Origin of the sequence: Citrobacter sp. Marseille-Q3906 (assembly GCF_916618775.1) — a bacterium.
Classification (GTDB): domain Bacteria; phylum Pseudomonadota; class Gammaproteobacteria; order Enterobacterales; family Enterobacteriaceae; genus Citrobacter; species Citrobacter murliniae.
The window spans coordinates 1-20,192 of sequence record NZ_CAKAKA010000001.1 but is presented as its reverse complement, the minus strand read 5'-3'; the positions used below and the strand labels follow the sequence as shown (position 1 = coordinate 20,192).

The 20,192-nt window shown below is 51.5% G+C and carries 18 protein-coding genes and 2 tRNA genes; 6 read left to right on the top strand and 14 right to left on the bottom strand.

Annotated features, from left to right (window positions below):
- Positions 1-37: 37 nt before the first annotated feature.
- From rho to trxA, 3 genes are all read right to left on the bottom strand, one after another.
- Positions 38-1,297, bottom strand: coding sequence for a transcription termination factor Rho (gene rho, locus LG384_RS00100; protein WP_002437993.1), 1,260 nt, complete (start codon positions 1,295-1,297; stop codon positions 38-40).
- A gap of 78 nt (positions 1,298-1,375) precedes the next feature.
- A complete protein-coding gene (locus LG384_RS00095) occupies positions 1,376-1,504 on the bottom strand; it encodes a rho operon leader peptide (protein ID WP_071829085.1) in 129 nt (42 codons plus the stop codon).
- 130 nt (positions 1,505-1,634) lie between these two features.
- Positions 1,635-1,964, bottom strand: a complete 330-nt coding sequence (gene trxA / locus LG384_RS00090; RefSeq protein ID WP_001280776.1) for a thioredoxin TrxA — start codon at positions 1,962-1,964, stop codon at positions 1,635-1,637.
- Between the two features lie 239 nt (positions 1,965-2,203).
- On the opposite strand from trxA, the gene rhlB reads away from it, so the two are divergent.
- Both rhlB and gppA read left to right on the top strand, forming a co-directional pair.
- Entirely contained in the window at positions 2,204-3,472 is a 1,269-nt protein-coding gene (gene rhlB, locus LG384_RS00085; protein ID WP_045449063.1) for an ATP-dependent RNA helicase RhlB, read from the top strand.
- Positions 3,473-3,479: 7 nt separating this feature from the next.
- Positions 3,480-4,964 (top strand): guanosine-5'-triphosphate,3'-diphosphate diphosphatase, encoded by a 1,485-nt coding sequence (gppA, locus tag LG384_RS00080; protein ID WP_225760304.1) that lies wholly within the window; start codon positions 3,480-3,482, stop codon positions 4,962-4,964.
- Between the two features lie 75 nt (positions 4,965-5,039).
- Here gppA and rep read toward each other — a convergent pair whose 3' ends face one another.
- Complete coding sequence (gene rep / locus LG384_RS00075) at positions 5,040-7,061, bottom strand: DNA helicase Rep (protein WP_225760303.1); 2,022 nt, start codon at positions 7,059-7,061, stop codon at positions 5,040-5,042.
- A gap of 84 nt (positions 7,062-7,145) precedes the next feature.
- Between rep and ppiC the strand changes: the two genes are divergently transcribed.
- Positions 7,146-7,427 carry a peptidylprolyl isomerase PpiC gene (gene ppiC / locus LG384_RS00070; protein WP_015960967.1) on the top strand — a complete coding sequence of 94 codons (282 nt, stop codon included), beginning with the start codon at positions 7,146-7,148 and terminating at the stop codon, positions 7,425-7,427.
- Between the two features lie 99 nt (positions 7,428-7,526).
- Here ppiC and ilvC read toward each other — a convergent pair whose 3' ends face one another.
- Positions 7,527-9,002, bottom strand: coding sequence for a ketol-acid reductoisomerase (gene ilvC / locus LG384_RS00065; RefSeq protein ID WP_225760302.1), 1,476 nt, complete (start codon positions 9,000-9,002; stop codon positions 7,527-7,529).
- 151 nt (positions 9,003-9,153) lie between these two features.
- On the opposite strand from ilvC, the gene ilvY reads away from it, so the two are divergent.
- The gene (ilvY, locus tag LG384_RS00060) at positions 9,154-10,044 is read left to right on the top strand and encodes an HTH-type transcriptional activator IlvY (protein ID WP_225760301.1); all 891 of its coding nucleotides are present in this window, start codon (positions 9,154-9,156) and stop codon (positions 10,042-10,044) included.
- 51 nt (positions 10,045-10,095) lie between these two features.
- Here the strand turns inward: ilvY and ilvA are convergent, their stop codons facing one another.
- From ilvA to ilvL, 6 genes are all read right to left on the bottom strand, one after another.
- Positions 10,096-11,640: a threonine ammonia-lyase, biosynthetic gene (gene ilvA / locus LG384_RS00055; protein ID WP_045449849.1), complete on the bottom strand. Its 1,545-nt coding sequence runs from the start codon at positions 11,638-11,640 to the stop codon at positions 10,096-10,098.
- Positions 11,641-11,645: 5 nt separating this feature from the next.
- Entirely contained in the window at positions 11,646-13,496 is a 1,851-nt protein-coding gene (ilvD, locus tag LG384_RS00050) for a dihydroxy-acid dehydratase (RefSeq protein WP_045449050.1), read from the bottom strand.
- A gap of 60 nt (positions 13,497-13,556) precedes the next feature.
- Complete coding sequence (locus LG384_RS00045; RefSeq protein WP_045449049.1) at positions 13,557-14,486, bottom strand: branched-chain amino acid transaminase; 930 nt, start codon at positions 14,484-14,486, stop codon at positions 13,557-13,559.
- A gap of 17 nt (positions 14,487-14,503) precedes the next feature.
- Positions 14,504-14,767, bottom strand: coding sequence for an acetolactate synthase 2 small subunit (gene ilvM / locus LG384_RS00040; protein ID WP_045449048.1), 264 nt, complete (start codon positions 14,765-14,767; stop codon positions 14,504-14,506).
- Entirely contained in the window at positions 14,764-16,410 is a 1,647-nt protein-coding gene (gene ilvG, locus LG384_RS00035; RefSeq protein WP_200013126.1) for an acetolactate synthase 2 catalytic subunit, read from the bottom strand. The genes ilvM and ilvG overlap by 4 nt, the downstream gene beginning before the upstream one ends.
- A 139-nt stretch (positions 16,411-16,549) precedes the next feature.
- Positions 16,550-16,648 carry an ilv operon leader peptide gene (gene ilvL / locus LG384_RS00030; RefSeq protein WP_001311244.1) on the bottom strand — a complete coding sequence of 33 codons (99 nt, stop codon included), beginning with the start codon at positions 16,646-16,648 and terminating at the stop codon, positions 16,550-16,552.
- Between the two features lie 353 nt (positions 16,649-17,001).
- On the opposite strand from ilvL, the gene LG384_RS00025 reads away from it, so the two are divergent.
- Positions 17,002-18,525: a YifB family Mg chelatase-like AAA ATPase gene (locus LG384_RS00025; protein WP_225760300.1), complete on the top strand. Its 1,524-nt coding sequence runs from the start codon at positions 17,002-17,004 to the stop codon at positions 18,523-18,525.
- A 25-nt stretch (positions 18,526-18,550) separates the two neighbouring features.
- On the opposite strand, the gene maoP is transcribed toward LG384_RS00025, so the two are convergent.
- Positions 18,551-18,889, bottom strand: coding sequence for a macrodomain Ori organization protein MaoP (maoP, locus tag LG384_RS00020; protein WP_003018025.1), 339 nt, complete (start codon positions 18,887-18,889; stop codon positions 18,551-18,553).
- 88 nt (positions 18,890-18,977) lie between these two features.
- On the opposite strand from maoP, the gene hdfR reads away from it, so the two are divergent.
- Positions 18,978-19,841, top strand: coding sequence for an HTH-type transcriptional regulator HdfR (hdfR, locus tag LG384_RS00015; protein ID WP_370637026.1), 864 nt, complete (start codon positions 18,978-18,980; stop codon positions 19,839-19,841).
- Positions 19,842-19,943: 102 nt separating this feature from the next.
- Here the strand turns inward: hdfR and LG384_RS00010 are convergent.
- Both LG384_RS00010 and LG384_RS00005 read right to left on the bottom strand, forming a co-directional pair.
- Positions 19,944-20,019 (bottom strand) — tRNA-Trp (locus LG384_RS00010).
- Between the two features lie 53 nt (positions 20,020-20,072).
- Positions 20,073-20,149, bottom strand: a tRNA-Asp gene (locus tag LG384_RS00005).
- Positions 20,150-20,192 lie beyond the last annotated feature (43 nt).

Sequence of the window (20,192 nt, the reverse complement as noted above, 5' to 3'; positions counted from 1 at the left end):
CCACGTAAAAACGTGGCGTTTTCGGATGATGCCAGAGTTACGAACGTTTCATCATATCGAAGAAGTCGTCATTGGTCTTGGTCATCGCCAGCTTATTAATGAGGAATTCCATCGCATCAATTTCACCCATCGGATGGATAATTTTGCGCAGGATCCACATTTTCTGCAGCTCTTCCTGAGTCGTGAGCAGTTCTTCTTTACGGGTACCAGAACGGTTGTAGTCGATAGCCGGGAAGACGCGTTTTTCAGCAATTTTACGCGAGAGATGCAGTTCCATGTTACCGGTGCCTTTAAACTCTTCGTAGATAACTTCATCCATTTTAGAGCCGGTATCGATAAGCGCGGTTGCAATGATGGTCAGGCTACCGCCTTCTTCCACATTACGCGCGGCACCGAAGAAACGCTTCGGACGGTGCAGAGCGTTAGCATCCACACCACCCGTCAGCACTTTACCGGAAGCAGGAACCACGGTGTTGTATGCACGCGCCAGACGAGTGATGGAGTCGAGCAGGATGATAACGTCTTTCTTGTGTTCAACCAGACGTTTCGCTTTCTCGATAACCATTTCAGCAACCTGAACGTGACGGGATGCCGGTTCGTCAAAGGTAGAAGCAACTACTTCACCTTTCACCAGACGCTGCATCTCGGTCACTTCTTCCGGGCGTTCATCAATCAACAGAACCATCAGCACGCAGTCTGGGTGATTGTAGGCAATGCTCTGTGCGATGTTCTGCAACAGCATGGTTTTACCCGCTTTCGGCGGTGCCACAATCAGACCACGTTGGCCACGGCCAATCGGAGAAGCCAGATCCAGTACGCGAGCCGTTAAGTCCTCAGTAGAACCGTTACCACGCTCCATACGCAGACGAGAGTTTGCGTGCAGCGGCGTTAAGTTCTCAAAGAGAATTTTATTACGGGCGTTTTCCGGTTTGTCGTAGTTAACTTCGTTAACTTTCAACAGCGCAAAATAGCGTTCACCTTCTTTCGGCGGGCGAATCTTACCGGAGATGGTATCACCAGTGCGGAGGTTGAAACGGCGGATTTGGCTGGGAGAAACGTAGATGTCATCAGGACCGGCGAGGTAGGAGCTGTCTGCAGAGCGGAGGAAACCAAATCCATCCTGCAATATCTCCAGCACACCGTCACCAAAGATATCTTCGCCACTCTTTGCGTGCTGCTTCAGGATGGCAAAAATAATGTCCTGCTTGCGCATACGAGCCAGGTTTTCCAGACCCATATTTTCGCCGAGAGTGATCAGCTCAGAAACCGGCGTATTCTTTAATTCGGTAAGATTCATAATGGTGTGAGTTCTTAAACTTGGGGTAAATCTCGAACTTAATGTTGTGAATGGTATGGCAGGGTCATCCATGCCTGTTTACGGCCTTCGACTCATGTCTGTTCGCTGTCTGGTCACAGGAAAGTACGCAGAACTGAAACGACAAGACGGATTGAGTGACAAGCCAGGAATCTGTCCACTTCTCGCACGAGAAACAACGGGAAGCAGTGGATAAAACAAGATTCAAACTTAATAAGGTATGTTTAATACGAAGTCAACACTAACTTAGCACGACTCAAGTCGGGCGTCCAGTCATCCGAATCATTTTGGAGTATGGGCGCCCGATCATGATACTTCCTTACGCCAGGTTGGCGTCGAGGAACTCTTTCAACTGACCTTTGGACAGCGCGCCGACTTTCGTCGCCGCAACTTCGCCGTTTTTAAACAGCAGCAGGGTCGGGATGCCACGGATACCATACTTCGGCGCGGTGCCTGGGTTTTGGTCAATATTCAGTTTAGCAACCGTCAATTTGCCCTGATATTCGTCAGCGATTTCATCCAGAATCGGAGCGATCATTTTGCACGGACCGCACCACTCTGCCCAGAAATCAACGAGGATAGCTCCGTCCGCTTTGAGTACATCCGTGTCAAAACTGTCGTCAGTCAGGTGAATAATTTTATCGCTCATAATAACTCCACAGGAATAAGCCTGGTGTGTTGGTGTATACACATCATCCTTCAAGCTGCCTCATTGTTGGCTGCGCTCTGTGTCCCAGTCACGTACTATTGTACGCTCCAGTGACTCATTCACTTGCCGCCTCGACGCATCATGAATGCTTTATGTACTGCATTAACCAACTAAAGGTTGACTTTATTTCACCGGATACGCTTTCGTAAAGCAATAGTAAGCTGATATTCTACCACACTATGAGCAAAACACATTTAACAGAACAGAAGTTTTCCGACTTCGCCCTGCACCCAAAGGTGATAGAAGCCCTTGAAAACAAAGGGTTTCATAATTGTACGCCCATTCAGGCACTGGCCCTCCCGCTTACGCTGGCTGGTCGTGATGTAGCAGGGCAGGCGCAAACCGGTACCGGAAAAACGATGGCGTTTCTTACGTCAACGTTTCATTACCTTCTCTCTCATCCCGCGATTGCCGATCGCAAGGTGAACCAACCGCGTGCGTTAATTATGGCGCCAACGCGTGAGTTAGCCGTGCAGATCCACGCAGACGCCGAGCCACTCGCGCAGACAACAGGACTGAAATTAGGCCTGGCATATGGCGGCGACGGTTACGACAAGCAGTTAAAAGTGCTGGAGAGCGGGGTCGATATTCTTATCGGCACCACTGGCCGTCTAATTGACTACGCAAAGCAGAACCACATTAACCTGGGCGCGATTCAGGTCGTCGTACTGGATGAAGCCGATCGCATGTACGATCTGGGCTTTATTAAAGATATCCGTTGGTTGTTCCGTCGTATGCCGCCAACCAACCAGCGTCTGAACATGCTGTTTTCCGCAACCCTCTCTTACCGCGTTCGCGAACTGGCGTTCGAACAGATGAACAATGCCGAATACGTTGAAGTCGAACCGGAACAGAAGACAGGTCACCGTATTAAAGAAGAGCTCTTCTATCCTTCAAATGAAGAGAAAATGCGTTTGCTGCAAACGCTGATTGAAGAAGAGTGGCCGGATCGCGCCATTGTTTTTGCCAATACCAAGCACCGCTGTGAAGATATCTGGGGCAGTCTTGCTGCCGACGGTCATCGCGTAGGTCTGCTAACTGGCGACGTGGCACAGAAAAAACGCCTGCGTATTCTGGAAGAGTTCACCCGTGGCGATCTCGACATTCTTGTTGCGACTGATGTTGCCGCGCGTGGTCTGCATATTCCGGCCGTAACACACGTGTTCAACTATGACCTGCCAGATGACTGTGAAGATTACGTTCACCGTATTGGTCGTACGGGTCGCGCTGGAGCGAGCGGTCACTCTATTAGCCTCGCCTGTGAAGAGTACGCGTTGAATTTACCTGCAATCGAGACCTATATCGGCCACTCGATTCCGGTTAGCAAGTACAACCCAGACGCGCTGATGACCGATCTGCCAAAACCGCTGCGCCTGACGCGCTCGCGCCCTGGCAATGGCCCACGTCGTACTGGTGGTGCTCCACGTAATCGTCGTCGTTCAGGTTAACTAAGTCATGCTCAACTCTACTTCGCTCTATGCAGCAATAGATCTCGGATCCAATAGTTTTCATATGCTGGTAGTGCGCGAAGTAGCAGGGAGTATTCAGACACTCACGCGAATTAAGCGCAAAGTGCGTCTGGCTGCTGGGCTGAACAGCGAAAATATTCTCTCCGCAGAAGCAATGGAGCGCGGCTGGCAATGCCTGCGCCTGTTTGCTGAGCGTCTGCAGGATATCCCTCAGCCGCAAATCCGGGTGGTCGCCACAGCGACATTGCGTATCGCCGTCAATGCCGATGTTTTTATTGCGAAAGCGCAAGAGATCCTCGGCTGTGCTGTTCAGGTTATTAGCGGCGAAGAAGAAGCGCGTCTTATCTATCAGGGCGTTGCCCACACCACCGGCGGCGCTGATCAGCGTCTGGTCGTTGATATTGGTGGAGCCAGTACAGAGCTGGTAACTGGCTCTGGTGCGCAAACAACCTCACTGTTTAGTCTGTCAATGGGCTGTGTTACGTGGCTCGAACGGTATTTCACCGATCGAAATCTGGCACAAGAAAACTTTGACGAAGCCGAGAAAGCAGCACGTGACGTTCTGCGCCCGGTCGCTGACAAGCTGCGCTTTCATGGCTGGAAAGTCTGCGTAGGTGCTTCTGGCACCGTACAGGCTTTGCAGGAAATTATGATGGCGCAGGGCATGGATGAACGCATTACTCTGGCAAAACTCCAGCAGTTAAAACAACGCGCCATTCATTGCGGACGTCTGGAAGAGCTGGAAATCGAAGGGCTAACACTGGAGCGCGCACTGGTGTTCCCCAGCGGGCTGGCGATTCTGATCGCCATTTTTACCGAACTGAACATTCAGTGTATGACTCTCGCGGGCGGTGCATTACGTGAAGGCCTGGTGTACGGCATGCTGCACTTGCCGGTGGATCAGGACATTCGCAGTCGTACGTTACGCAATATTCAGCGTCGGTTTATGGTCGATACCGATCAGGCAAACCGCGTTGCAAAGTTGGCAGTACATTTATTCGATCAAGTGAAAAATGAGTGGCATCTTGAAGCTATCAGTAGCGAACTGCTGCAAAGTGCCTGTCAGTTGCATGAAATAGGCTTGAGTGTGGAATATAAGCAGGCACCACTACATGCCGCCTGGCTGGTGCGAAACCTTGATCTTCCAGGATTTACCCCGGCACAGAAAAAACTGTTAGCGACGCTATTATTAAACCAGACCAATCCGGTCGATCTCTCCTCACTCCACCAGCAAAATGCCGTGCCGCCTCGCATCGCAGAACATCTTTGCCGCTTGCTACGCCTGGCGATTATTTTCGCCAGTCGTCGCCGTGACGACTTAGTGCCAGAAATTCATCTGGTCGCAAAGAATGAGCACCTTACGGTAAGATTGCCAGAAGGCTGGCTGGCGCATCATCCGCTGGGTAAAGAGCTTATCGATCAGGAAAGCCAGTGGCAAAGTTACGTCCACTGGCCACTGGAAGTACAGTAACGTTTCACATGCCGGATGGTGATGCCAGCGCATCTTATCGGGTCTGTCAGCACATTTCAGACCCGCCCCGATCGACTATTTCGCTTTCTTTGCAGCCATCATTGCTTTCAGATTCGCCAGGTGACTCTGTCCTTTTTGCATCCGTTCTTCAGCACTCACCACTTTACGTTCCTGTTCCCAGATAACGTCATCCTGCGGTAATTCCAGCAGAAAACGGCTCGGTTCCGGGCGCACCAGTTCGCCGTACTGGCGACGCTCTTTACACAGCGTGAAGATAAGCTCTTTCTGTGCACGGGTGATCCCTACATAGGCCAGGCGACGCTCTTCATCTATGTTGTCTTCGTCAATGCTGCTCTGGTGCGGCAGGAATCCCTCTTCCATGCCCACCATAAACACATACGGAAACTCCAGCCCTTTTGAGGCGTGTAGCGTCATTAACTGCACCTGATCCAACTCTTCTTCGCTCTCCCCGCGCTCCATCATGTCGCGTAACGTAAAGCGCGTCACCACCTGGGTCAACGTCATCGGCTCTTCCAGCTCGCTGCCTTCCAGCATCTCCGTCATCCAACTGAACAGCGTATTGACGTTTTTCATGCGCATTTCTGCAGCTTTCGGACTGGGCGAGGTTTCATACAGCCAGGATTCGTAATCAATGCCGTGGATCAGGTCACGTACTGCTGCAATCGGTTCGCGCTCTGCCAGGCGCTGAATTTCACCCAGCCAGTGAGTAAAACGAGTCAGAGAGTCATAACCACGCCCGGTAAGCGTCTGGCTAAGCCCCATATCAAAGCTGGCAGTAAACAAACTTTTATTACGCGTCATTGCCCACTCGCCCAATTTTTGCAGCGTGGCAGGGCCGATTTCACGTTTCGGGGTATTCACTATGCGCAGAAATGCGCTGTCATCATCCGGATTGCTCAATACCCGCAGATAGGCCAGCAAATCTTTGATCTCCGGGCGCGAGAAAAACGACGTTCCGCCGGAAATTTTGTACGGAATGCGGTTCTGCATCAGGAATTTTTCGAACACCCGCGACTGATGATTACCGCGATAGAGGATCGCGTAATCTTTATACTGTGTTTTGTTAACAAAGTGATGGGCAATCAGTTCTCCGGTCACGCGCTCTGCTTCGTGCTCTTCGTTATTGGCACTCAGTACTTTTAGTTCAGCGCCATAACCCAGTTCGGAAAAGAGCCTTTTTTCAAAGACATGTGGGTTGTTGGCAATGAGAATATTTGCCGCTTTCAGAATACGTCCGGAAGAACGGTAGTTTTGTTCCAGCTTGACCACCTGCAACGCCGGAAAATCTTTGCTCAGCAGCACCAGATTCTGCGGACGTGCACCACGCCAGGAATAGATAGACTGGTCATCGTCCCCCACCACAGTAAAGCGCGCACGGCGTCCCACCAGCAGCTTAACCAACTCGTACTGACTGGTGTTGGTATCCTGGTATTCATCCACCAGCAGATAGCGGATTCTGTTCTGCCAGCGTTCTCTCACCTCTTCATTGCGCTGTAGTAGCAAAGTCGGAAGCAAAATCAGATCGTCAAAATCGAGAACGTTACACGCCTTCATATGGGCATCGTACAAACCGTAGCAATGGGCAAAAATACGGTCACGCTCCCCTTTAGCGCTAGCCGCCGCCTGCGCCGGAGTCATTAGATCGTTTTTCCAGTTGGAGATCGTCGAGATCAGCTGTTGCAGCACCACTTTATCATCGTCGATCAACCCGTCGGTCAGATCTTTAAGCAGCGCCACCTGATCGGTATCATCAAACAGAGAGAAGTTGGATTTCATCCCCAACGCCGCGTACTCACGCTTGATAATATCCAACCCCAGAGTGTGGAAGGTGGAGATCATCAAACCACGCGCTTCTTTACGGCCCAGCGTCTGCGCCACACGCTCTTTCATCTCGCGCGCGGCCTTGTTAGTAAAGGTCACCGCTGCAATATGCCGTGCCTGATAGCCACATTCGCGAATCAGATGGGCAATTTTATTCGTGATCACGCGCGTCTTACCAGAACCGGCCCCCGCCAGCACCAGGCAAGGTCCGGTGACGAATTCGACGGCTTGTTGTTGTCCGGGGTTTAAACGCATAAAGGTCACTCAATGAAAGTCGGGAGGGGAGATTTAGAGCATGGTAGTATAGCCAGCCTCAACCATCCCACTCAAGGCACGATCATGGCAAAAACAGCAGCAGCACTGCATATCCTTGTTAAAGAAGAGAAACTGGCTCTGGATCTTCTGGAACAAATTAAAAACGGCGCAGACTTCGAGAAACTGGCGAAGAAACACTCTACCTGCCCGTCAGGTAAAAAAGGCGGTCACCTGGGTGAGTTCCGTCAAGGCCAGATGGTTCCGGCGTTTGATAAAGTGGTTTTCTCCTGCCCGGTACTGGAACCCACCGGCCCACTGCATACGCAGTTCGGTTACCACATCATTAAGGTGCTGTACCGCAACTAATAAAAAACCCGGTGAGTATAAGCGCCGGGTTTATCTGCCGGATGGCAGCTACGTACTACGATGAAAGTCGGGTAAGCGTTAACGCCACCCGACACATTTTTAGCCCGCGACAGCAATACGCTTCATGTCAGTCATGTAGCCACGCAGCTTCTGACCCACTTTCTCAATTGCATGGCTGCGAATCGCTTCGTTCACATCACGCAGCTGTGCGTTATCTACCGCACCTTCGGCAATCGCTTTACCCAGGTCGCCTGTCTGCAACGTAGTCATGAACTCTTTCAGCAGCGGTACGCAAGCGTAAGAGAACAGATAGTTGCCGTATTCTGCAGTATCGGAAATAACCACGTTCATTTCGTACAGACGCTTACGGGCAATGGTGTTGGCAATCAGCGGCAGCTCATGGAGTGACTCATAGTAAGCAGACTCTTCGATAATGCCGGACGCCACCATGGTTTCGAATGCCAGCTCAACGCCCGCTTTCACCATCGCAATCATCAGTACACCTTTATCGAAGTACTCCTGCTCGCCAATTTTGCCTTCAAACTGCGGCGCAGTTTCAAACGCAGTTTTACCGGTCTCTTCACGCCAGGTCAGCAGTTTCTTATCATCGTTGGCCCAGTCCGCCATCATACCGGAGGAGAATTCGCCGGAGATGATGTCATCCATATGTTTCTGGAACAGCGGCGCCATGATCTCTTTCAGTTGCTCGGACAACGCGTAAGCACGCAGTTTCGCCGGGTTAGACAGGCGGTCCATCATCAGCGTAATACCACCCTGTTTCAGCGCTTCGGTGATGGTTTCCCAGCCGAACTGAATCAGTTTTTCTGCGTAAGCCGGGTCAGTACCTTCTTGCACCAGTTTATCGAAGCACAGCAGAGAACCGGCCTGCAGCATACCGCACAGGATAGTCTGCTCACCCATCAGGTCAGATTTCACTTCCGCGACGAAAGAGGATTCCAGTACGCCAGCACGGTGACCACCGGTTGCCGCAGCCCAGGCTTTAGCAATCGCCATGCCTTCACCTTTAGGGTCATTTTCCGGATGGACGGCGATCAGGGTCGGTACACCGAAACCACGTTTGTACTCTTCACGCACTTCGGTTCCCGGGCATTTCGGCGCTACCATCACCACGGTGATATCTTTACGGATCTGCTCACCCACTTCCACGATGTTGAAGCCATGGGAATAGCCCAGCGCCGCGCCGTCTTTCATCAGCGGCTGAACGGAACGCACAACGTCAGAGTGCTGTTTGTCTGGCGTCAGGTTAACCACCAGATCAGCCTGCGGGATCAGCTCTTCGTAAGTACCTACTTTGAAGCCGTTTTCTGTTGCTTTGCGCCAGGATGCGCGCTTCTCAGCAATCGCTTCTTTACGCAGGGCATAGGAGATATCCAGACCAGAGTCACGCATGTTCAGCCCCTGGTTCAGACCTTGAGCACCACAGCCGACGATAACCACTTTTTTACCCTGAAGGTAGCTCGCGCCGTCGGCGAATTCTTCGCGGCCCATAAAGCGACATTTACCCAGCTGTGCCAGCTGCTGGCGCAGATTCAGTGTATTAAAGTAGTTAGCCATGGTGATTCCTCGTGATGTTGTGCTTCTTATTGTTCGGTTCGCGTTTAAGCGAGAATGTACTCACATTACAACAGGAAATTTATTGCGGAAATTGATATATTCACAACGTCACATTGCAATTTCTGCAACGTCAACATCGAGGGCTAAGCCTGTGGATTTACGCGATCTGAAAACCTTCCTGCACCTGGCGGAAAGCCGCCATTTTGGCCGCAGTGCACGGGCGATGCACGTCAGTCCTTCCACGCTCTCCCGACAGATTCAGCGCCTTGAGGAAGATCTCGGGCAACCACTGTTTGTGCGCGATAATCGCACGGTCACGCTGACCGAGGCGGGAGAAGAGTTGCGCGTGTTTGCCCAACAGACGTTGCTCCAATATCAGCAATTGCGTCATACCCTTGATCAGCAAGGGCCATCGCTGTCCGGTGAGTTGCATATCTTCTGTTCAGTGACCGCCGCCTACAGCCATCTGCCGCCAATTCTGGATCGCTTTCGCGCCGAACATCCGTCAGTAGAAATTAAGCTCACAACCGGCGACGCCGCTGATGCGATGGAAAAAGTGGTCACCGGAGAAGCCGATCTGGCCATTGCCGGGAAACCAGAAACATTGCCTGGCGCAGTGGCTTTTTCGATGCTGGAAAATCTGACGGTGGTGCTCATCGCCCCGGCGCTGCCTTGCCCGGTTCGCAGCCAAATCTCCGCCGATGAACCTGACTGGTCATCGATACCGTTTATCATGGCCGATCAGGGGCCGGTGCGCCGCCGTATTGAGCTGTGGTTCCGGCGTAATAAAATCAGCAACCCTATGATTTACGCCACAGTCGGTGGGCATGAAGCCATGGTATCGATGGTGGCGCTCGGGTGTGGCGTGGCATTGCTGCCAGAAGTGGTGCTGGAAAACAGCCCTGAACCGGTGCGTAACCGCGTGATGATATTAGAACGTAGCGATGAAAGAACACCGTTTGAGCTGGGCGTTTGTGCACAAAAAAAGCGGCTGCATGAGCCGCTGATTGATGCATTCTGGAAAATTTTACCCAACCATTAAAACCTGGGCGGATAGTACGCTTGCGCCCTATCCGCCCAACGAACGTTAATACTAACCTGCAAGGAAGAAGCGAAACGCCGGGTTGTGAGTCTCATCATGACAGTCATAACCCAACTCGTTCAGTCTGGTTTCAAAGTCCGGTTCATGATCGGCCAGTTCAAATGCAGCCAGCACCCGACCATAGTCGGTACCGTGGCTGCGGTAGTGGAAAAGGGAAATATTCCAGTGGGTACCCAGGGTATGCAGGAATTTCAACAGCGCCCCCGGAGACTCGGGAAACTCGAAGCTGTACAAACGCTCTTGTAGCGGTTTTGACGGACGCCCACCAACCATATAGCGCACATGCAGCTTGGCCATTTCGTCGTCGGAAAGATCCACCACGCTGTAACCACCGTCATTGAGCAACTGGAGGATTTCCTTACGTTCTTCCAGCCCACGGCTCAGGCGCACACCGACAAAAATACAGGCGTCTTTGGCATCGGCAAAACGGTAGTTAAACTCGGTGACCGAGCGCCCACCCAGCAGCTGACAGAATTTCAGGAAGCTGCCCTTCTCTTCCGGGATCGTCACCGCCAGCAACGCTTCACGCTGTTCCCCCAGCTCGCAGCGTTCAGAAACGTAGCGCAGACCGTGGAAATTGACGTTAGCGCCAGAGAGCACATGCGCCAGACGTTCGCCGCGAATATTGTGCTGGGCAATGTATTTTTTCATCCCCGCCAGCGCCAGTGCACCAGACGGTTCCGCCACAGCACGCACGTCCTCGAACAGATCCTTCATCGCCGCACAGATAGCATCGCTGTCAACGGTGATGATGTCATCAAGGTATTCCTGACACAGGCGGAAAGTTTCGTCACCGATACGCTTGACCGCCACCCCCTCTGCAAACAATCCGACGCGCGGAAGATCTACCGGATGACCGGCTTCCAGCGCCGCCTTCAGGCAAGCAGAATCTTCAGCTTCAACCGCAATGACTTTGATCTGCGGCATCAGCTGTTTAATCAGCACCGCAACACCTGCCGCCAGTCCGCCGCCACCCACCGGAACAAAAACGCGATCCAGGTGCGCATCCTGCTGAAGTAATTCCAGCGCCAGCGTCCCTTGTCCGGCAATAACCATAGGATGGTCGAACGGTGGAACCCAGGTAAAGCCCTGCTGTTGCGAAAGCTCAATGGCTTTAGCTTTAGCTTCATCAAAATTTGCGCCGTGCAGCAACACCTCGCCGCCAAAACCGCGTACCGCATCCACTTTGATATCCGCAGTCGCGGTCGGCATGACAATCAACGCCTTCACGCCAAGACGAGCAGAAGAAAAGGCAACTCCCTGGGCATGATTACCTGCAGATGCGGTGATTACACCATGCGCTTTTTGCGCTTCTGTAAGGCCCGCCATCATGGCATAGGCACCACGCAGCTTGAAGCTGTGAACCGGTTGTCGGTCTTCGCGCTTCACCAGAATGACGTTGTCGAGGCGCGATGAGAGCTTTTCCATTTTTTGCAGCGGCGTCACCTGTACCGCTTCATAGACCGGCGCACGCAGCACCGCCCTGAGATACTCGGCACCCTCAGGGGTGCCAGACAGGGGTTGTGAATCAGCCATAGTCATTACCCCCCCAATTTCGATTTATCACGTACCGCACCTTTGTCGGCACTGGTTGCCAGACTGGCATAAGCGCGAAGAGCAAAGGAAACCTGACGCTGACGATCTTTTGGTGTCCAGGCTTTATCGCCGCGGGCTTCCTGCGCTTCACGGCGGGCAGCAATTTCCGCATCGCTGAGTTGCAATTGAATACCGCGATTCGGGATATCGATGGCAATCATGTCGCCATCTTCAATGATAGCAATATTGCCGCCGCTGGCCGCTTCCGGAGAGACGTGACCGATAGAGAGACCCGATGTTCCACCGGAGAAACGACCGTCGGTTATCAGCGCGCACGCTTTACCCAGCCCCATCGATTTCAGGAAGGTCGTTGGGTAGAGCATTTCCTGCATCCCCGGTCCACCTTTAGGCCCTTCGTAGCGAATAACGACCACATCGCCCGCAACAACTTTACCGCCAAGAATCGCATCTACCGCCTCATCCTGACTCTCATAAACTTTGGCAGGACCAGTGAATTTCAGAATACTGTCGTCCACACCAGCGGTTTTGACGATACACCCATTTTCAGCGAAATTACCGTACAGTACCGCCAGGCCACCATCTTTGCTGTAGGCATGTTCCAGCGAGCGGATACAACCCTCGGCACGATCATCATCCAGCGTATCCCAGCGGCAGTCCTGCGAGAATGCCTGGGTGGTACGAATACCCGCCGGGCCTGCGCGGAACATCTTTTTCACCGCCTCATCCTGAGTCAGCATCACATCGTACTGCTCCAGAGACTGCGACAAAGTCAGCCCCAGTACGTTTTTCACATCACGATTCAACAGACCTGCACGATCCAGCTCGCCTAAAATGCCCAGTACGCCGCCCGCACGGTGAACATCTTCCATATGGTATTTCTGCGTACTTGGCGCCACTTTACACAACTGTGGAACCTTGCGAGACAGCTTATCGATATCACTCATCGTGAAGTCAATTTCCGCTTCCTGCGCGGCGGCCAGCAAGTGCAGAACGGTGTTAGTGGAACCGCCCATGGCGATATCCAGCGTCATGGCGTTTTCAAATGCCGCCTTGCTGGCAATATTGCGCGGCAGGGCGGAATCATCATTCTGCTCGTAATAGCGTTTGGTCAGCTCAACGATTCGTGAACCGGCATTGAGAAACAGCTGCTTACGGTCAGTGTGGGTTGCCAGCAGCGATCCATTGCCCGGCTGCGACAAGCCCAATGCTTCTGTCAGACAGTTCATCGAGTTAGCGGTGAACATCCCGGAACAGGAACCACAGGTTGGGCAGGCGGAACGTTCAATCTGATCGCTTTGGGAGTCAGAGACTTTCGGATCTGCACCCTGAATCATCGCATCAACCAGATCGAGCTTGATGATTTGGTCGGAGAGCTTGGTTTTACCGGCTTCCATCGGCCCGCCGGAAACAAAAATCACCGGAATGTTCAGCCGCAGAGAGGCCATTAACATCCCCGGGGTGATTTTGTCGCAGTTGGAAATGCAAACCATCGCATCAGCGCAATGAGCATTCACCATATACTCCACCGAATCGGCAATCAGCTCGCGCGACGGCAGTGAATAAAGCATACCCCCGTGCCCCATGGCGATACCGTCATCCACAGCGATAGTGTTGAACTCTTTCGCCACGCCGCCTGAGGCTTCAATCTGTTCGGCAACCAGCTTACCGAGATCGCGCAGGTGCACGTGGCCCGGTACGAACTGGGTAAAGGAGTTCACCACGGCAATAATCGGTTTACCGAAATCATCATCGGTCATCCCGGTGGCGCGCCACAGTGCGCGTGCACCCGCCATGTTTCGGCCGTGGGTGGTGGTGGCAGAACGATACTTAGGCATGCTGTATTTACTCCCGTCTATCTAATAATTGGGACGGTGCGTGCCGTCCCAAATTTATGTTTATTGGTTAACCTGATCCAACCAACCGTATTTATCTTCCGTTTCACCGGTAAAGAGGCCAAAGAAGGCTTGCTGGATACGTTTGGTCACCGGGCCACAACGGCCTTCACCCACCTGGATACCGTCAACGCTGCGCACCGGAGTGATTTCTGCCGCAGTACCGGACATGAACACTTCGTCGGCCAGGTACAGGGATTCGCGGGACAACACCTGCTCACGCACTTCGATATCAAGATCTTTCGCCAGCTTGATGATCGCGTCACGCGTGATGCCTGGCAGCGCGGAGGAGGTAAATGGCGGGGTAAACAGAATGCCATCTTTAACTTCAAACAGGTTTTCACCTGCACCTTCGGAGATGTAGCCATTTACGTCCAGCGCAATCCCTTCCTGGTAGCCATGACGACGTGCTTCGCTACCCACCAGCAGCGAAGACAGGTAGTTACCACCCGCTTTAGCAGCGGTAGGAATAGTGTTTGGTGCAACACGGTTCCACGAGGAAACCATCGCATCGATCCCCTGATCCAGCGCTTCAGCGCCCAGATACGCCCCCCACGGGAACGCAGCGATGATCACATCCGTGGTGTATCCTGCCGGCGGGTTAACGCCCATACCCACATCGCCAACAAATACCAGCGGACGGATATAGGCGCTGGTCAGATTGTTTTTGCGGATCACCGCGCGACAGGCTTCCATCAGTTCATCAACGCTCTGAGATACCGGAAAACGATAGATCTTGGCTGAATCACGCAGACGCTGCATATGTTCACGATGACGGAACACCACCGGGCCTTTGTGAGAATCGTAGCAACGGATACCTTCAAATACTGAAGTACCATAGTGCAGTGCGTGGGACATCACGTGAACCTTCGCATCTTCCCAACGAATCATCTCGCCATTGGACCAAATGTAATCAGCTTTTTTCGTCGTCATTTTTCTTCCTTTTGCGCTCAGGCGCGGATTTGTTGTGATGTGGTAGAACTCTGGCAGATAGCAACATGTGCAACATCGACCAGTTTAGTTAACTGACTAAACAGTAAGTCGACCGACCGGGGGCTGGCAACGGTCAATTCGATATTTATATTTTGAGCATCGGAAGCTGCTTCCATGTTCATGGAACACACCTGAAAACCACGATGGCGTACCACGCGTAAAACACGTTCTAACGTTTCCGGATTGAAACGAGCCTCAACGGCGACCTGATGTTGCATCATGATAATTTCTCCAGCATTTCTGAGTTACTGGCACCTGGCGGTACCAGAGGCCAGACGTTCTCAAGTTCGTCGATTGAGACATGAAGCAGGTATGGACCCTCACTATTCAGCATAGTGTCGAGTGCCGCTTCAACCTGGTCTTTACGGGTAATGTGTTGGCCAGGGATGCCGAAGGCGCTGGCTAACATAAGAAAATCGGGGTTATCGGTAAGAGTGGTTTCGCTATAACGTTCCTGGAAAAACAGCTGCTGCCATTGTCGCACCATGCCTAACCGCTGGTTATCGAGTAAGACAATCTTCAGCGGCAACTGCTTGCGTTTTACGGTGCCCAACTCCTGTACGTTCATCATAAAAGAGCCGTCACCGGAGATACAGATTACCGTATCGTCCGGGCGAGCCACCTGCGCGCCCACCGCCGCAGGTAAGCCAAAACCCATTGTTCCGAGGCCACTGGAGGTGATGAAGTTCTCCGGGCGAGCGTAGGTCATGTGCTGTGCGGACCACATCTGATGCTGACCGACATCGGTGGTGACTACGCTATCGGCAGGTTTACGGTCGGACAATTGTTTTAATAACAATGGCGCGTAGATAGCTTCGCCAGGATGATCGTAGCGCCAGGCATGTTCAGCCCGCATGTCTGCGGCATATTGGCACCATTCGTTGATGGTCAACGGTTGTTGTAATGCGGGTAACAGCGTATTCAAATCACCTTGCAGCGCAACGTGCGTCTGACGCAGCTTGTTCATCTCGGCCGGATCGATATCCATATGGATCACGTTGGCATTCGGTGCGAAAGTATTTAACTTACCGGTCACCCGGTCATCAAAACGAGCACCGACAGCAATCAGCAAGTCGCACTCCTGCACGGCAAAGTTTGCAGCTTTGGTACCGTGCATTCCCAACATACCCAGGTAGTACGGGTAAGCTGCATCGACAGAACCCAGACCTTTCAGTGTACAAACCGCTGGGATCTGCGTTACTGCAATGAACTCACGCAGAGCCGGAACCGCCTGCGCCATGCCCACACCGCCGCCAACGTACAGAACCGGCTTTTGTGCCTGCGCCAGCATCTTACGGGCTTGTTCAACCTCAGGATATGGGAAAGCCGCTGCGTTTTCGACGGTAGAAAAATAGGGTTCCAGCGACCCACTGGCCAGTTGGATATCCTTTGGGATATCCACCAATACCGGGCCTGGGCGACCAGAATTCGCAACCTCGAAAGCTTCAGCCAGGATGCGTGGTAACTCTTCAAATGATTGCACCAAAAAACTGTGTTTAGTACATGCCAACGACAATCCCAGAACGTCCACTTCCTGGAACGCATCGGTTCCGATAAACGGGGAGGACACCTGGCCGGTGATGGCAACAACGGGAACGGAATCTAACAAGGCATCAGCCAGACCGGTGATCAGGTTAGTAGCACCTGGACCAGAGGTGGCAATACAAACGCCGGTTTTACCCGTTGAACGGGCATAGCCAATCGCCGCCATCGCCGCACCTTGCTCGTGTCGGCACAACAAGTGTTCTACGCCACCGTCATACAATGCATCGTAAACCGGCATAATTGCGCCCCCGGGATAACCAAAGACGGTTTTAACCCCTTGTGCACGCAACGCATGTACCACCCACTGTGCCCCATTCATAGTTACATCCCCGCCGTAAATCTTGAGAAACAGAATTTTATGCTACCGTTCACTTTCTGCTCCTCGTTTATGTTTTTAAGGTCAAAAAAAACCCCCGGACCTTTCGGTGCGGGGGTCTTAGTTCGTTAAGGCTTGTTTTCTAAGCCTTTCCTCGTCCAAGTGCAGCCCCGCACGGTGGGATAATAATCACCACCACGCTAATCACGACCAGGCTAATCACTCGTAGAAGGGCTGTCATTTTTGTATTTTCTTGCATCTTGTTCGAAGGAATACCTAAAGAGTTACCATAGAATTTAAAGATGACACAAGATATTTTTACATTCATTTTTCTGACGTAGTTAACGGTTTATATAAACACCGTTGTTTTTTATACAAAAAATAGAAAATGAAAATATTTCACGTTATTGAGCAATTTCGACGGCGCTATCTATCGACTTTGAGCTGATTAACTTACCTTTGCTAGCACGATTCCAGAGGTTACATAGGCAGTTTGCAATTACACAAAAATACGTGAATAAGCATCTAAAAATATCAAAAAGACAAGATATTGCCGCTATTTTTTACGACATAATACCTATCTCAGGAGGGGATATGTCACTGTCAATTGTCTACACACGCGCCGCGCTTGGTGTGAATGCGCCACCCATTACCATTGAGGTACATATCAGCAATGGTCTGCCAGGTTTAACCATGGTGGGGTTACCCGAAACGACGGTGAAAGAAGCCCGCGATCGGGTTCGCAGTGCGATTATTAATAGCGGGTATGAATTTCCGGCAAAAAAGATAACGATTAACCTCGCCCCGGCAGATCTTCCCAAAGAAGGGGGGAGATACGATTTACCTATCGCCATCGCGCTTCTGGCCGCTTCTGAGCAGCTTACAACTCATAATCTCAACACATATGAGCTGGTAGGCGAATTAGCGCTTACAGGCGCACTACGCGGCGTTCCAGGAGCTATATCCAGCGCGACCGAAGCAATTCGTGCAGGCAGGCAAATTATTGTCGCAAAAGAGAATGCAGCAGAAGTTGGACTGATACACGGTGAAGGGTGTTTGATTGCCGATCACTTGCAGGCCGTATGCGCATTTCTGGAAGGTAAGCATGATTTGGAAAGGCCGATATCCGCAGATTCCACACCCAGAGTTTTTTTTCCTGATGACCTTAGTGACGTCATCGGTCAGGAACAGGGCAAACGAGGGTTAGAGATCACCGCTGCAGGCGGTCACAATCTCCTGCTAATAGGTCCTCCCGGGACGGGGAAAACGATGCTGGCAAGTCGTCTGAGAGGGTTGTTACCACCTCTTAGCAATGACGAGGCTCTGGAAAGCGCAGCAATCCTCAGTCTGGTCAATTCCGACACGATACAAAAGCAGTGGAAGCAACGTCCATTTCGCTCACCTCATCACAGCGCCTCATTAACCGCAATGGTGGGTGGTGGATCCATTCCCGCGCCAGGAGAAATTTCTCTGGCACATAACGGCGTATTGTTTCTGGATGAATTACCCGAGTTTGAACGGCGTACGCTGGATGCACTACGCGAACCTATTGAATCCGGGCAGATCCATTTATCACGCACTCGGGCAAAAATAACTTACCCTGCACGATTTCAACTGGTTGCTGCAATGAACCCAAGCCCAACGGGCCACTATCAGGGAAACCACAACCGTTGTACCCCAGAGCAAACGCTACGTTATCTCAGTCGATTATCAGGTCCTTTTCTCGACCGCTTCGATCTCTCACTCGAAGTACCCCTGCCGCCTCCAGGCATACTTTGCCAGAGCGTAATGAAAGGAGAAGACAGCGCTACAGTGAAGAAACGCGTCATGGTGGCAAGAGAGCGTCAGTATCAGCGACAAAAGAAATTAAACGCGCATCTGAATAGCCAGGATATACATAAATTTTGCGAGCTGCGCAGCGATGACGCACGCTGGCTGGAAGAAACGTTAGCGCACCTTGGATTATCCATCCGCGCCTGGCTACGGCTGATAAAGGTCGCTCGAACTATTGCAGATATTGAACAATGCGACCATATAACCCGCCAGCACTTACAGGAAGCTGTTGGTTATCGGGCAATAGACAGATTATTAATTCATTTGCAGAAACTACTGGCATAAAAAAAGGGCTTTCGCCCTTTTTTTATTAATCATCTGACTCGGTGTAATCTTCAGCACCTTCTACCTGAGGTTTCCCGCCAGACAGAGTGTGGAAACGCTTCGGACGCTTAATACGCGTCATGTATTTAGACCACACACGTTCAGCTTCGGTAACCGGCTCACGTTCACCACGGCATACCGCAACAAACAGTTTTTCTTCTTCAGTTACCGGTTCACGCTTGCCCAGATCCAACTCATTGAAGGCATAACCGTGACGCTCAAGCAGCTGTGCCTCTTTAATGGTGAAATCACCATGACGGGAGAATCCGCGGGGATAATATTTATTGTCGAAATATCGATTAGTCGTCGTAAAGCTTTCCGCCATCCTGCACGCTCCTAATTCTTTGGCCGAGCTATTTATGGCGCGGAGTATTAGTTACGCTTGACAGAGCGTCAAACAAAAGATTTAAATCATAACGACAAATAATTTTACGGAGCGAGTTGTGGATACGGAATTGTTAAAAACTTTCCTGGAAGTTAGCCGGACACGCCACTTTGGTCGGGCTGCTGAAGCGCTCTACCTGACCCAATCGGCAGTAAGTTTTCGGATCAGACAGCTGGAAAATCAACTTGGTGTGAACCTCTTCACCCGACACAGAAACAATATCCGTTTGACCGCTGCGGGTGAAAAATTATTGCCCTATGCAGAAACGCTGATGAATACGTGGCAAGCAGCACGTAAGGAAGTTGCAAATACCTCGCGACATAATGAGTTTTCTATCGGAGCCAGCGCATCCCTTTGGGAGTGCATGCTTAATAACTGGTTGGGTCGTTTGTATCAGTTGCAAGAGCCACAATCCAGCCTGCAATTTGAAGCCAGGATCGCTCAGCGTCAGTCATTAGTTAAACAGCTTCATGAGCGACAACTTGATCTGCTGATCACAACTGAAGCCCCAAAAATGGACGAATTTAGTAGCCAATTGCTGGGATATTTCACGCTGGCACTTTATTGCAGTACACCATCACTAACAAAAGATGAATTGAATTATTTGCGCCTGGAATGGGGGCCGGACTTTCAACAACATGAAACTGGATTGATCGCAGCCGATGAAGTTCCGGTACTTACCACCAGTTCAGCTGAACTGGCAAGGCAACAACTTTCTGTACTTAAGGGGTTTAGCTGGCTTCCCGTCAATTGGGCAAAAGCAAAAAGTGATCTCCACACAGTTGCCGATAGCGCTACGCTTTCACGTCCATTGTATGCAGTTTGGCTACAAAATAGCGATAAGTACCCGCTTATTCGAGATCTTCTAAAAACGAATATTTTGGAAGGTTAGAGAAAATACTGGCAAGGATGCCGGGAAACTGAAATCAGGAGGGTCTATTGGCACAATTTTCAGGTAAAAAAAATCCTTAGCAAAAATGCTAAGGATTGTTTCTGGCAGGGGCGGAGAGACTCGAACTCGCGACACCCGGTTTTGGAGACCGGTGCTCTACCAACTGAGCTACGCCCCTAAATTTTATTATCATTAAGCCTGCATTAATAGCAGGCTTAATTTTCTAATAAGTGGCGGAACGGACGGGACTCGAACCCGCGACCCCCTGCGTGACAGGCAGGTATTCTAACCAACTGAACTACCGCTCCACCGAATTTCTTTGTCACTACCCGGATTAGTCATCCCGGTTTA